General features: G+C 36.9%; 8 protein-coding genes. All 8 read left to right on the top strand.

Features of this window, described 5'->3' with window-relative positions:
* Positions 1-31 precede the first annotated feature (31 nt).
* Positions 32-571: a hypothetical protein gene (locus ACECE_RS31065; protein WP_010681124.1), complete on the top strand. Its 540-nt coding sequence runs from the start codon at positions 32-34 to the stop codon at positions 569-571.
* A gap of 23 nt (positions 572-594) precedes the next feature.
* Positions 595-1,365 (top strand): type III pantothenate kinase, encoded by a 771-nt coding sequence (locus ACECE_RS0210270; RefSeq protein WP_010681123.1) that lies wholly within the window; start codon positions 595-597, stop codon positions 1,363-1,365.
* Positions 1,366-1,504: 139 nt separating this feature from the next.
* Entirely contained in the window at positions 1,505-3,991 is a 2,487-nt protein-coding gene (locus tag ACECE_RS0210265) for a beta-propeller domain-containing protein (RefSeq protein WP_010681122.1), read from the top strand.
* A gap of 205 nt (positions 3,992-4,196) precedes the next feature.
* A complete protein-coding gene (locus ACECE_RS0210260) occupies positions 4,197-12,533 on the top strand; it encodes a phage tail tip lysozyme (RefSeq protein WP_010681121.1) in 8,337 nt (2,778 codons plus the stop codon).
* Between the two features lie 57 nt (positions 12,534-12,590).
* Positions 12,591-13,535, top strand: coding sequence for a hypothetical protein (locus ACECE_RS27220; protein WP_010681120.1), 945 nt, complete (start codon positions 12,591-12,593; stop codon positions 13,533-13,535).
* A gap of 292 nt (positions 13,536-13,827) precedes the next feature.
* Positions 13,828-14,385, top strand: coding sequence for a hypothetical protein (locus tag ACECE_RS0210245; protein ID WP_010681119.1), 558 nt, complete (start codon positions 13,828-13,830; stop codon positions 14,383-14,385).
* Positions 14,386-14,446: 61 nt separating this feature from the next.
* Positions 14,447-15,373 (top strand): hypothetical protein, encoded by a 927-nt coding sequence (locus tag ACECE_RS0210240; RefSeq protein ID WP_010681118.1) that lies wholly within the window; start codon positions 14,447-14,449, stop codon positions 15,371-15,373.
* On the top strand, positions 15,334-15,637 hold a 304-nt coding region (locus ACECE_RS27215), incomplete at its 3' end, for a hypothetical protein (protein ID WP_010681117.1). The genes ACECE_RS0210240 and ACECE_RS27215, both read left to right, overlap by 40 nt.

Here is a 15,637-nt window from a genome sequence, read left to right as displayed (position 1 = left end):
TTAAGAAAACATTCCAGGAGGGGGTATCGCAGTGGTTAACAACAGTAATGTTAACACTAGTAACAACAGCAGCAGTAACAACATAAATAATAACGCTAACAGCAGCAATAGCAACAATAACGGCAATAACGCTGGCAACAATAACACATACAACAATAACAGAAGGAGAGATTATCAAAAAAGCAAGCCACGTGAACAAGAGCAATCCGGCAACAGGGATAATAATCGTGGCAAATATCCAAACAGGCCCAATGGAGCTAATAATTCCAATAATGTAAGCAGTAATGCAAATAACACCAATAATGCGAATAATGCCAACAATATAGGCAGTTCTAATAATTCGTCCAGGGACAATAATTATCAAAAAGAGAACAATCACCAAAGAGGTTCTTATCCTAACAGAGATAATGGACCGACAAAACATAATTACAATAACAACTATGCTTCAAGAAGTATGGGCAGAATAAAAGCCGAAGAGACTATTGATGATATAAAAACAGACATTACCAGAATTGAAAAGGAAATAGAGCTTGAGCTCAAGGAGATCAGGAGTTTGAGACTGGGAGTATAGACATGTGGAGGAAAAACTAAAAAATGATTGTTGTTATCGATGTTGGGAATACAAATATAGTATTTGGAGTATATGAAGGCAATAAGCTTTTGAATCATTGGAGGATGGCAACAGACAGAGACAAGACATCGGATGAGTTCGGAATGTTCTTCATGAATATTTTTAGCCATGAAAAAATTGATGTCGGTAAAGTTGAGGCTGTATTGATTGCATCTGTAGTTCCTCCTATTATGTATTCTCTGGAGCATGCCATAAAGAAGTATTTTAAGCTGGATCCTATTGTAGTAGGCCCGGGCATAAAAACCGGTATTAATATCAAGTATGAAAATCCAAGAGAAGTAGGAGCGGACCGTATTGTGAATGCTGTTGCTGCTCTTGAAATATACGGTGGTCCATTTATAATTGTAGACTTTGGAACAGCAACTACCTTCTGCGCAGTGACATCAAATGCCGAATATCTTGGCGGAGTAATATGTCCGGGTATAAAAATTTCGGCAGAGGCTTTGTTTCAAAAAGCTGCGAAGCTTCCTCGTATTGAACTTTCCAAGCCGGATACTGTAATTGGACGAAATACGGTTTCGAGCATGCAGTCCGGTATAGTGTATGGTTATGTTGGCAAGGTGGATTACATTGTAAAAAGAATGAAAAAGGAAATGAAGGAAGACAATATAAAGGTAATTGCAACAGGTGGACTTGCAAGACTGATTGCCAGCGAGTCTGAAACAATAGATGAAATTAATGGCTTCCTTGCGCTTGACGGACTAAGAATAATTTATGAGAAAAACAAGCAATAGTTAAAATGTGAAAATATAGAGTATATGCCATGATGAGGTGTATACTCTATTTTTACATAATTTTATTGAAACTTTTTTTCTTTTTAAACGTCAAATAATATAAAATAAATAATAATCACAAGAAAGGAGAGTTGAAGATATGACTAGATTCATGAAAATGCTAAGCATTTTGGCCCTTTTGGCAATAGCTATTATGCCTGTGAAGACGTTTATAGCCGTAGAAGCTAATAATTCAACCAGTCCAAAAAGTATGGAAGAACGGCTTAATAATGCGGTTGTTTTGTACATAGGCAGTTCTCAGGCAATGGTAAATAATAAAGAAACTCAGGTTGATTCCTCAAATGCAGATGTAAAACCATTTGTAAAGGAATCGAGGACTCTTGTTCCTGTCAGATTTATAACAGAGAGTATGGGGGCTAAAGTGGGCTGGGATGCCAAGACATCTACCGTGACAATAACTTTGGGCAGCAAAGTACTAAAATTGGTTATTGGAAATAAAACTATGCAGGTAGGTAAGGAGAAGATTTTACTGGATGTTGCTCCTGAAATTAAGGAGGGCAGAACTTTTCTACCATTGAGGAGTATTGCTGAAGCTGTGGGGAAAAAGGTATTTTACGATAGAGGACTTATTGTAATAAGCGATAATGAGCTCATATTTGACACAGCAAGTGAAAAATCAATGATAGATGAGGTTATATCAAAGGTCAATAATCTGCCGGTTGTAGGTTCTGCAGAAGTCTTGAAAAACCTTGTAAAAAACTCAAACTCAAATAATTATGGCTTGTACCGTGATGAAGGTCTCATGGTTAAAGCTGCTACGCAAACACAAGATACAAAAGCCGATAATTCCATTCAGGCTCCATCGGCTGCTAAAGAAAGTGTTAGTAATAGTGCTGGTGCCGGACAATCCGACTATTCTACCACAAATGTTCAAGTGCAGGGAGTTGATGAAGCTGATGTTGTAAAAACGGATGGTCAATATATATATCAGGTGAACAATGACCGTATTGTTGTGGCAAAAGCTTACCCTGCCGACCAGATGAATATAATAAGCGTACTTGATTTTACAGATGATAATTTTACACCTCAGGAGATATATTTAACAGGGAATTTACTTGTTGCTATAGGAAGTTATTATGAAAACAACACAGCGGAACCAAATGCAAAAGTAGCAGCTGACAAGATGTACATAATGCCTCCCTATTATCAAAAGAATAGTGTAAAGGCTATTGTATGTGACATCAGCGATAAAGCAAACATCAAGAAAATAAGAGAAGTTGAGATTGACGGGAATTATGTTTCTTCGAGAATGATAGGTTCAGTGCTTTATATGGTATCTAACAAGTACCAAAATATCTATTACACTTCTGATTCTGATATGGAGATTCAGACTCCGTGTTATAGAGATAGTATAGTTAGTGAAGATTACGTAAAAATCGAGTGCCCTCAGATAAGATATTTCCCTGGTTCAGCTGAGTCAAACTACATGATTGTTTCCGCATTTGATACAAAAGAGGATGAAAAGGCAAATATTCAGACTTATCTTGGTGCAGGAGAAAACATATATGTTTCAAATGAAAACCTTTATGTAGCTGTAACAAATTACAACAATGGTGTAATTGCATACGATGATACTGTAAGCTCTGATGTATATAAAGCTGATATTGCTCCTGTTTATGTAGATAGAAGAGAAACAAAAGTATACAAGTTTTCTCTGGACGGAAGTAAAGTGACTTATCTGAGCAAGGGAGAAGTACCGGGTTTGATTCTGAACCAGTTTTCTATGGATGAAAACAACGGGTATTTCCGTATAGCTACAACAACCGGTGAAGCATGGAGCACTGGAGCAAATGCGTCAAGTAACAACCTATATGTGCTTGATGATACAATGAATGTTTGCGGAAAGCTTGAAGGCATAGCACCCGGTGAAAAAATATACTCTGTAAGGTTTATGGGAAACCGTGGGTATATAGTTACTTTCAAGACTGTTGATCCTCTGTTTGTGATAGATCTAAAGAATCCAAACAAGCCTGAAATATTGGGGGCATTGAAAATTCCAGGTTACAGTGATTATTTGCATCCATATGATGAAAATCACATCATAGGTTTTGGAAAAGATACAATAGAGACATCCAGCGGTGGTTTTTACATGGGCATGAAGATTGCACTGTTCGATGTTTCTGATGTAAGCAAGCCTATACAGAAGTTCTCAGAAGTGATAGGAGACAGGGGTACTGACTCGGAACTGCTGAGAAACCACAAGGCACTGTTATTCTCAAAGGAGAAAAACCTGTTGGCGTTTCCAGTATCGGTAGCTGAAATTAAGAATAAAGATCAGTCGGCTGTAAACGAATGGGGAGTACCGCAATATGGAGAATTTACATTCCAGGGTGCATACGTTTACAATCTTGATTTGGAAAAAGGGTTTACACTAAAGGGCAGAATTTCACATATATCCAAAGAGGAATACTTAAAGGCTGGAAGTTATTATTACGACTCCAACAAGCTGGTTGAGAGGATACTTTATATAAACGATACCCTCTATACCCTATCAAAGGGTATGTATAAGGCGAACAGCCTTAGCGACCTGAGCGAGAAAGGAACTTTGACAATTCCGGTAAATTAAGTGGAAAGAGCTTAGATAGGCTAGGTTTAGGGATTACCAAACAACTTTAAAGTTGATTGGTAATCCTTTTTATTGTGTATAAATAAGTTGAATCCAGATTAAGTCAAGAAATTATGTTTACAGAAATGGATTAATTATGTATAATGTGTAGTGTTTGCATTAAAAAGCATAAAAAACTAAAAAAGAAAATGGGGGATAAAGAAAGATGAGAAAAGTTGTAGCATTAATTACAGTAATTGTTTTTGTTCTTCAAGCACTAACATTTTCAGCTTTTGCAGAACCAACAAATACAGGAGGATTTAAGCCTGCTATTGATGTAAACGAAGGTATGGTTAAAACAAAAATGAGTGAAGAGGAAATTCAAAGTCTATATTCGGAATTTAAGAGTAAGGTTGAAAATGATAGATCAAGTCAAAAGGAAATGATTTCTAAATACCAGAAAGAAGAGAAGATAATTATAGAAGAGGCAAAAAAGGAATACCATGAGGAAATAGGAGAAAATACAAGTACAAAGCCTGTAATAGGCAGTTTATCGCCGCTACTCAGCACTTCTACCTTGATAACATCACTATTGTCTACCGAAATCGTAAATGCACCTTATAACCTTGACGCTGAGGTAATAAATGCAACTTTAAACGGTGGACATCTTATACTGACATGGATGCCGTCAGAAGGTGCGGATGGGTACCATGTTTATAAGAATGGTACATCTATTGCTTCAACTACAACGGAAAAGTATGAAATGGATATAACCAATACAAATACTTTTGTGGTTAGAGCATATACTGGAGAAGGCAGCGAACAGGTTGAGTCTTCCAATAGTAACACAATAACAGTAATATGTGGTGATCAAGAGATAACATCAAATATGACGCTGCAAAATAATTATGTATATGGTAGGAATCTGAGCGTTAACGGCGGAATGTTAGATTTAAATGGAAAGATGTTAAAAGTATATGGAAGCTACACCCAGAAAAATAGCTCGGAAGTTAATTTGAATGGTGGAAAACTTATTGCAATGACCAGTTATACAATTCAAGACAATTCAAAACTTAAAATGCTGCAGTCAGATGATTATATCTATGTTAAGGGAGAATTTTATTTTAATACTTCTCAAATTCACAATGGCATCTACTTAAATGATGGTATTATTCAGGTAACAGGGAACGTTTTTCAGGTAAATGGAATAAATACATTTCAGCCGGGTGGAAACAATAAAGTTTATCTGAATGGGCTTGATTTAACTGGACAAACTACTATTACATTTAATGGTTCTGATACTTTGTCAAAGTTTAGATATTTAGGCATAAATAAACCGTTAACAAAATACACTTTTAATCCCTCCGGAAGAGCGACTTCTACATTTTACCAGTATCTGATTCAACTTGAAAACAACGAACGATACTTCGGCGTTGATGGTATTTACACTCCTACAGGAAGTTTTGGAAGATCCTATACAGATATGACTATAGCTGGGGTAGGATTGAATATGGAAATTGGAAGGACTTACAATTCTAAAAATGAAAAAGATGGAATGTTAGGAACCGGGTGGACATTCAGTTATGAGGGAAGTGTAGAAACCTCCAATAGTGTTGCCGGAGTATATATGCCAGATGGAAGTATGTTTAATTTTGCAGAGGTTTCTCCTTCACCAAGCAGCACGGCTACACCTACGCCTTCTGTTACACCAAGCCCTACTCAAACACCTTCAAAGGTATATAAAGGGGAGGACTCAAGGGCAGAGCTTTCGTATTTCCAGGGAACTGATAGTTTTGAAATGACCTTAAAGGACAGAACTCGTTACGGATACAATAAAAAAAATAATAAATACCTTCTGAGCTATATTAAAGACTATTGTGGTAACACAATAACTATTGGACACTTGAGTGATGGTAAAATTAACACTATAGCGGACCAAACAGGCAGGACAATTCAAATTACTTATCCATCTTCAACGCAGATAGTTGCAACAGATACGTTGACAAGCAGAACTATAGTATACACTTTAGACAGCTATGGTAAGCTGCAAATAGTAGAAGATGCAAATGGAAATGAAATATATGAATACAATTATTACGCTAATGATGGAGCTCTTGAATATGTTAAGCTTACAGAAAAGATAGAGAATGGTTCAAAAGTTCAGCACAATATTGATTATGTAGTGTACAATAATGATGGCAGAATTACACAGCATACTGATATGTATGGAAAGGTGACGAATTTTACATACAAACCGGGTGAAACCATTTCAACCAGTGAAATAAACGGGAAGACAAGAACAACAGTGGACAGGTTTGACCAGAATTATGCTATAAATGAGCTAGTTGAGAATGACGGAACAAGCACCGTTATTGAGTATTTTACTGAAGAAGCTGCAGATGGTATTTTTGTCAATAAATATAGTGAGGTAAAGAGCAAGACAGACATTTATGGAAATAAGACCACCTATGAAAGAGACGATTATGGGAATATAACAAAAGTCATAAACCCGGATGGGTCACAAAAGGAATATGGTTACTATACTGATCAGGATAGACTGAATTTACTCAAATGGGAAAAGGATGAAGAGAGAAGTTATACATATTACAACTACAACAATTCAAGGTTGCTTGAGGAAAAGTATGTATACAGGACAAAGACTGCTTTATTACAATATCCCGAATTAAGCAGTCTTAATAGCACAAACTCATATATTACTACATATGGATATAGATCAGATGGGCAGATTGAATACATGATTGAGCCTAAATTATATTCGACGGTAAACAGTGGAAATAAAGTCGATACGAGTTATAGTTATAGTTATTATGCTGACGGGATGCTTCAAAGTATAACCGATCCTGAGGGTAATAGTGTAGAATACACATATAATTCTTCAAGGTTGATAGAAAGTGAAAAAATACTTTTGAACGGCTACACCACATATATGTCTACATGGTATGAATATGACAACAACGGTAAACTTGAAAGAAAGACATCGTGTGACAGTGATTCGTTAAGTACAGCAGGAAATAAAAGTATTGAGAGATATGTGTATGACCTTGTGGGAAGGTTAATACAGAAAATAACACCAAATCTGTATAACTCAACCTATGACAATATAGCATCCCATACATATAGTGCTGCAACAGTCGGATACAGGTACGAGTATAAAGATGGGACAACTCTGGTAATAAAAGAAACTGATGCCGAGGGGAATGTGACCTATTATACTTATAATGAAAATGGAAACATTCTCACAAAGACTCAACCAGATCTGAATTCAGCAGGTGGAATAGAACGTACTGTATACAGTTATGAATACGATTCAAAGGACAGAATTACAAAAGCAAGTGCAACACCCTATGGGGAAGCGGAGATTACATTAGAGTCATACGAATACCTTTCACCCGAATACATATCAGAGAATAATTACTACAGTGTTGTACAGCATACAACTATTTTAAATACTACGGAAGGATTGCTGGAAACAAGCAGGTATGATTATGCAGGAAGGCTTGTAGAAACCGTTAAGGAACCGGGAACAGGAGAAATAGGAACTTCAACCGAATACAACTATGATGGAACGGTTAAGAGTTTGACAGATGGAGAAGGCTTTACTACATACTATTTTTACGACACTCAGAAAAGGCCTGTACATATATGGACTCCATGTGAGGGTACGGATGGAGTGACCAGCTTCTATACCTATAAGAGAGTGGTTTATGATGATTCCGGTAATTTGGTAAATGAAGCGGTTAAAATTGACAAAGTGAGTTCTTCGGATTTTGCAAATAACAGGGAAACCATACACAGCAGTTCAATTGATACAGGATTTTATAAATCAACTAATGAATACTATGAGAATAACAAGCTTATGACCTCTACAGGTATGACCGGAGAAAAGAAAACATATTATTATGATGGAGCAGGTAATGTAAATAAAATTGAAGAATACACAGATGACACTGACAAAATAACAACGGAATATACAAACAACTATCTTGGAAAACCGGCGGTTGAAAAGCTTTATGTGAATGAAGGAGATATTTACGGATACAGCTATTCGTCAACGGGTACGTATACGGTATATAAATACAATTATTATGACAAGAACGGAAACAGAACAAGTTCAAATGAGCCTATATATATGAGGATGGAGTTCTACACCTATGATGACATGAACAGACTTATCGGTCAAAGTACATCAGGTTATTATGGCAATTATAATGAAACCACATCCTGGACGTTAAATGCACAGGGGAATCTATTGGCAAAGACAGATGCACGAGGCTTTACAACAATGTACAAATATGATTGGAGAGGTCTGAATAGAAAAATAATTGACACTGTAACTGTTTATGATGAGACCTCAGATGCGTATGTACAGAAGAACAGTATAACTCTGAACTGGTATGACTATGCTGGAAGAAAGATTGGGGATGTATCGCCAAATAACTATAGAGAAAGTATGGAAGCAGTAACGTTCCCTTATTTAGCACCATCAAACATATGTTCAAACTATAACTATTATACATATGACGAATTCGGAAGAATTACAAGGAGCGGATTTGACGGTGAAGAGTACATATTTAACAGTACCAACTCAACCTGGTCTGCTTCGATTCTAGACACATACAAACAGTATACTTATGACAACAATAACAATCTGTTGACTGAGACAGATCAGGAATCAGATGTAACAGAGAATGAATACACTCCGCAAGGAAAGCTTTTGAGCAAACTTGACCATGAAAACAAGCAAAGGTATCTGCCGTTTACTGTAAAATATGAATATGACACTTTAGGAAGAGTGATAACTGAAAAGAAGGTAAAAAGTGACACAACACAGGAACAAGCAGAAATAGCAGCTCAGATAACAGCAGGAACTCTTCCGGCAGGCTCGACAATTGATGAAAGCTCTGCTGTTGGCGCAATAGTAACCTATGGCTATGATAATGTGCTTGAAGGCAGTATAATAAAAGCAAACAAGGTGACAAAGACAGTCAATCTGACTGACAATAACGGAGTTGTAGAAAAAAGTACATATGATTTGAAGGGCAAGCTCATTGAATATACCTCATGCAAGGGAGGAACTGAATATACCTCTACATATGAATACAACAACTTCGGAAAGCTGTCAAAAGCAGTTGAGCCTTACGAGGTAGATGGGACTTTGACTTCAACACAGAAGATAATGCAATATAATTCACTTGGAAATATGGTTTATGTGCAAAATATGATGAATACGCTCACAGATACCACAGATGATATATGTGATCTGTATTCATACAATGTGGTAAGCTCAAAGGTTGAAACGCAGTGCCAACAAAGATATAATGGAAATGAAGCAATAACAACTCATGCAAGCTACGACAAAAACGGCAATACTGTTTCAACTACAGATGGAAATAGTGTACAGACAACTTACCAGTACGACGAGCTTGACAGGATGAAATTCTCTACAGTGACTGCAGGTGGTGTGGTTCATGACACTACATACGATTATGACTTGAACGGCAACCTCATAAGGACTGTGAATTGGAGAGACAATGCCAATAAATACAAGTATGACGCCTTAAACAGGCTTTACGAAAAGAAAGATCCTATGAATGTAGCTTATGAAAAGCTGGAATACAATGCCCGTAACTTGCAGGATAAATCCTATGATGCATATAACAGGCTCACAGAATATGATTATGACTGTAACGGAAGGCTTGTATCCACAACAGACCCGGAACTGCATGTGGCGAGTCAGGAATATGATAACATGGGCAATGTGCGTGTTAAATGTGATGGAGAAGAGAATGAACTTAAGTATGAATATGATATTTTAGGAAGGCTGGAGCATGTATATAATGATGAGTCGGCAACAACTCCAATGTCAAGCTATACCTACTATATAGACGGAACATTAAAGGAACAGAACCTTGGAGGCTATGTAACAACTTACTATTACAACGCATCTGGAAAACTCAAAATGGTATGTGATCCAAACGGAATAGGAGTATCATCAAAGACTGAAACTTATGAGTATACACCCACAGGAGAGCTGATGGAAAAGCTCGACAGGAATGGGAAAAATACAACCTATGAATATGACTGTCATGGAAGGATGATAAGCCAGTTTACAGGCGATAGCAGCACATATGTACAGATAAGAGTGCCGAATGAATCAACTGACATGGGATATGACGGAAACGGAAATCTCAAAAAGATAATAGTTGAGACAAAGGAAAATGGGGTTTTACAGAGCAGAGTCACAACGCAGAGAATCTACGATGAACTGAACAGGGTAAAAACAAAGACAGAAACATCAGTAGATGCAAACAACAATACAATAGTCATGGGTCCCGTAACATACAATTATGATATAATTACAGGAGTAAATGCAGGAGAAGTAAAGGAACAAAGTGTATACCCTGGAAGCAATAGCGTAGATAAGGTCTACGATGCAGCAGGACGGTTGAAGACAGTGACGTCTGACGGACAAACAACCGTATATGATTACTATGATGATGGAAGAAGAGAAAGTATAACATACAACGATAATTTCAGACAGGTATACACGTATTATGATGACGGGCTGTTGGATACTCTTACAAATCAAGCTAAGGACGATCAGGGAGTATTTGCCGAGTCAGAATACTATAAGTACTGCTATGATGGAGCCCATAACATGACCCAGAAGCAGGAACGTTTAGGGGGGCCAACAGAGCCAACAGAGACAACATCCTACGGATATGATTGCATGAACAGGCTGAAAAACATATATGAGCCTGATATAAATACTGCACAAAGGACAATAGCCTATACCTATGATTCAAGAGGGAACAGGGATACAGAGATAGAAACCATAACGGCAACCAATGAGGTGACATATACAAAATATGAATATACCGATAATAACAGGATTCAATATGTGACCAAGAGAGAGGATGACCAATACGGAAATATAATACAGAAAAGACTGTATCTCCATGACAGCAATGGCAACCTGAAAAATGTATATGACATAACAAATGGACCTAGCACTATAACAACCAATACCTATACTCTGTTAAACCAGCTCAAGACTACTTTGACAACAGGTATAAACCAGCAGATGGAGAATACATACAATGCAGAGGGAAAGAGGGTTGCAAAAACCGTAGGCGGAACGACTGCAAGATACTTCTATGAGTATGACAATGTGGCATTTGAATACACAAACAGTGGGACAATAAGCGCATTCAATGTAATAGGAACCAACCTTATCTCAAGGGAAACAGGAACTGACAAGGTATACTATTTCTACAACGGACATGCTGATGTGACAGACCTTCTGGATTCTACGACAAAGAATATCCGCTCACAGTACAAGTATGATGAATTCGGTAATATAACCTCTGAGACCTACTATGACAGCACTGGAGTAGAGACAATAGATGAGAACGAAATAATAAAGAGCCAGATATTGTATGCCGGATACCAATACGATGAGGAATCAAAGTACTATAACCTTCAAGCAAGATACTATGATCCGCAAACGGCAAGGTTCCTGCAGCAGGATACATATATGGGTAGTGCAAATGATCCGTTGAGTTTGAATCTGTATGCATATTGTCATAATGAACCTATGATGTATGTTGATCCTACAGGTCATGCAGCTGTGTGGCTTAGAGAAATAGCTACAAAATATGATTTTGAGGTAGAATGGGATCCAAAAACTAAAACGGCTACAGCGGTACGTAAAAAAGATGGTAGAGAGTTTAATTTTAATGCTCCGATTTTTGATGGGAAAATGTATATAGACGATAAAAATTTTCTATATAACACTGGAATAGAAACACCTACTAGTGCTTCGGAATCCATAGCAGCGTCTAGGAGAACCTCTGCAATTACAGAAGACGATTTGCCTAATAATACATCTTCTAAGGGGGCGTATGGCGATATAGTATATGGTCAGACTGGCGAATATGGAACAATATATACTTGTATTACAAGTGACGCTGGTTCTGGTATTGGAGCTTTGACTGAAGAACAAAAGCAAGCGAACGCTAAATATATTTATAACTATTTAACTGCAAAAGGTTGGTCTAAAGAAGCTATTGCTGGATTGCTTGGAAATATGGAAAGAGAAAGCGGAATAAATCCTGCTGAATGGCAGAACTTAGATACAACAGGGTTTGGGAATGGTTATGGTTTAGTCCAATGGACGCCAAACAAGTATGCTCCAGAAAAATTTCTTGAATGGAAGGGTCTTGATGCAAAAAAAGCTGATGCGATGGCAAAAAATAATCCTAAAGAACTTATGGATAGTCAATTGAAGTTTTTGCTAATTACTTTAAATTTAGAAGGTAGCAAAGAAGAAAAAACTAAATATGGAGGTGAGTGGATACCAACTACAAAATACGGCTCACCATATAAAATGACTGTAAATGAGTTTATTAATTCTCACAAAGGCGCAGGTGAATTGGCGTTGGTGTTCCATGGATCCTATGAAAGATCTGAAGACTCAAGTACAGCACGTAAAAAAAGAAATGAAAGTGCCCAAAAATGGTATGATTTTTTAAGTAAATGATAGCAAAAATCAAACAATAGTTAGTGATACAATATTTTCAAGATAGGAGATGTTTTAATGAAGAAAATTTGTTTAACCTCCATATTAATAATATGTGCTATAACGCTTAGTATTGGTTTAACAGGCTGTATTAATAGGACAAGCATTCCCAATTCTTCTCCTTATAGTACGACTGTTATACCAATACAATTAAGAAGTTCTCCATCAGCGGAAAGTAATGAAACAGTTGACTATAATCAATATATTAAAAAGGTCTGGGTAGTGAAAAGTGAAACTAATGATTTTGAGTTATATCCTTCTTTTTGCATTAATAAAATAGTAAATGGTGAAATAACAGGTTTCTTTGATATATATCCAGCTGTGGGTGATACTTTTAATAATTACGAGAACTTATTTGGGAAAATAATTAATGGCATAGCTGAATGTCAGTTCGATAATGGCTCTGGAATTAAGGGGAATATTAAAATTGTCTTTAAGACAAATGACGAGGTAGAAGCAACCGTTGAGTATTTGCACAGAAACGAATCCAATAATTATCTGTCAAAGGAGGGAGTGTATCAGTTTACACCATATAATATAGATGACATAGAAGATTTTATTCCTATTGAAAGTCAGTCTTTTATGGTAGATTTAAACTCATGGGGTAATGTTAAATTTGTATCAGGAAAAATTGAAGGAGAGAGGTATACAGATGTATTATTTTATTTAACGGATACAGATGAAAACATTCTTTATGAAATTTGTTTAGGTGCTACTACTGTTAATGTTGATGTTAGCGATATTTCATTCCAAGATGCTAATAAGGATGGGCTAAAAGATATAATTATTATTCTTAATACAACACTATCCCACCATGGTAGAATAGAACCAATAGCAAATGTTTTTTTCCAAAAGAATAATGGAACGTTTGCTAATGATTCCAAGCTGGATCAAGAAATAAATGATTCCGGTAACAATAAAGACATAAAAACTATAACGGACTACCTTTCAAAAAAATTCTAGACGGATGTGCTACATCGAAACTGAGAATGAAAGTTGGAAAAATTTATTGCACTAATTATCAGTAGCAAGCAAAAAATACTATACATTTTTTAATGGCGGTTGTCTACACGATGACCGTCTTTTTTATCTTGCTGAGTCAGAATACTAGAATACTATAAGTACTGCTATGATGGAGCCCATAATATGACCCAGAAGCAGGAACGTTTAGGAGGACCAACATGTAGAATGTCAAGTAAAATTGGGTTCTTTCCAGAGTTAGTTGAATTGGTGCATTTTTCGAGCCGGAAGGGTCTTGACATTTGACATTCTACACGTATTTCATGACACCTACTATATAGACGGAACATTAAAGGAACAGAACCTTGGAGGCTATGTAACAACATACTATTACAACGCATCTGGAAAACTCAAAAGGGTATGTGATCCAAACGGAATAGGAGTAGCATCAAAGACTGAAACTTATGAGTATACACCCACAGGAGAGCTGATGGAAAAGCTCGATAGGAATGGGGAAAATACAACCTATGAATATGACTGTCATGGAAGGATGATAAGCCAGTTTACAGGCGATAGCAGTACATATGTACAGATAACAGTGCCGAATGAATCAACTGACATGGGATATGACGGAAACGGAAATCTAAAAAAGATAATAGTTGAGACAAAGGAAAATGGGGTTTTACAGAGCAGAGTCACAACGCAGAGAATCTACGATGAACTGAACAGGGTAAAAACAAAGACAGAAACATCAGTAGATGCAAACAACAATACAATAGTCATGGGTCCCGTAACATACAATTATGATATAATTACAGGAGTAAATGCAGGAGAAGTAAAGGAACAAAGGTAAGCGGTAAACAGGTTCTTTCCAGAGTTAGTTGAATTGGTGCATTTTTCGAGCCGGAAGGGTCTTGACATTTGACATTCTACACGTATTTCATGACACCTACTATATAGACGGAACATTAAAGGAACAGAACCTTGGAGGCTATGTAACAACATACTATTACAACGCATCTGGAAAACTCAAAAGGGTATGTGATCCAAACGGAATAGGAGTAGCATCAAAGACTGAAACTTATGAGTATACACCCACAGGAGAGCTGATGGAAAAGCTCGATAGGAATGGGGAAAATACAACCTATGAATATGACTGTCATGGAAGGATGATAAGCCAGTTTACAGGCGATAGCAGCACATATGTACAGATAACAGTGCCGAATGAATCAACTGACATGGGATATGACGGAAACGGAAATCTAAAAAAGATAATAGTTGAGACAAAGGAAAATGGGGTTTTACAGAGCAGAGTCACAACGCAGAGAATCTACGATGAACTGAACAGGGTAAAAACAAAGACAGAAACATCAGTAGATGCAAACAACAATACAATAGTCATGGGTCCCGTAACATACAATTATGATATAATTACAGGAGTAAATGCAGGAGAAGTAAAGGAACAAAGTGTATACCCTGGAAGCAATAGCGTAGATAAGGTTTACGATGCGGCAGGAAGATTGAAGACAGTGACGTCTGACGGACAAACAACCGTATATGATTACTATGATGATGGAAGAAGAGAAAGTATAACATACAACCATAATTTCGGACAGGTATACACGTATTATGATGACGGGCTGTTGGATACTCTTACAAATCAAGCTAAGGACGATCAGGGAGTATTTGCCGAGTCAGAATACTATAAGTACTGCTATGATGGAGCCCATAACATGACCCAGAAGCAGGAACGTTTAGGGGGACCAACAGAGCCAACAAAGACAACATCCTACGGCTATGATTGCATGAACAGGCTGAAAACATATATGAGCCTGATATAAATACTGCACAAAGGACAATAGCCTATACCTATGATTCAAGAGGAAACAGGGATACAGAGATAGAAACCATAACGGCAACCAATGAGGTGACATATACAAAATATGAATATACCGATAATAACAGGATTCAATATGTGACCAAGAGAGAGGATAACCAATACGGAAATATAATACAGAAAAAACTATATCTCCATGACAGCAATGGCAACCTGAAAAATGTATATGACATAACAAATGGACCGAGCACGATAACCACCAATACCT

It is taken from the genome of Acetivibrio cellulolyticus CD2 (genome assembly GCF_000179595.2).
Lineage (GTDB): Bacteria > Bacillota > Clostridia > Acetivibrionales > Acetivibrionaceae > Acetivibrio > Acetivibrio cellulolyticus.
Note: the sequence above shows the minus strand (reverse complement) of the source record. Positions and strands in the feature narration are given on the sequence as shown.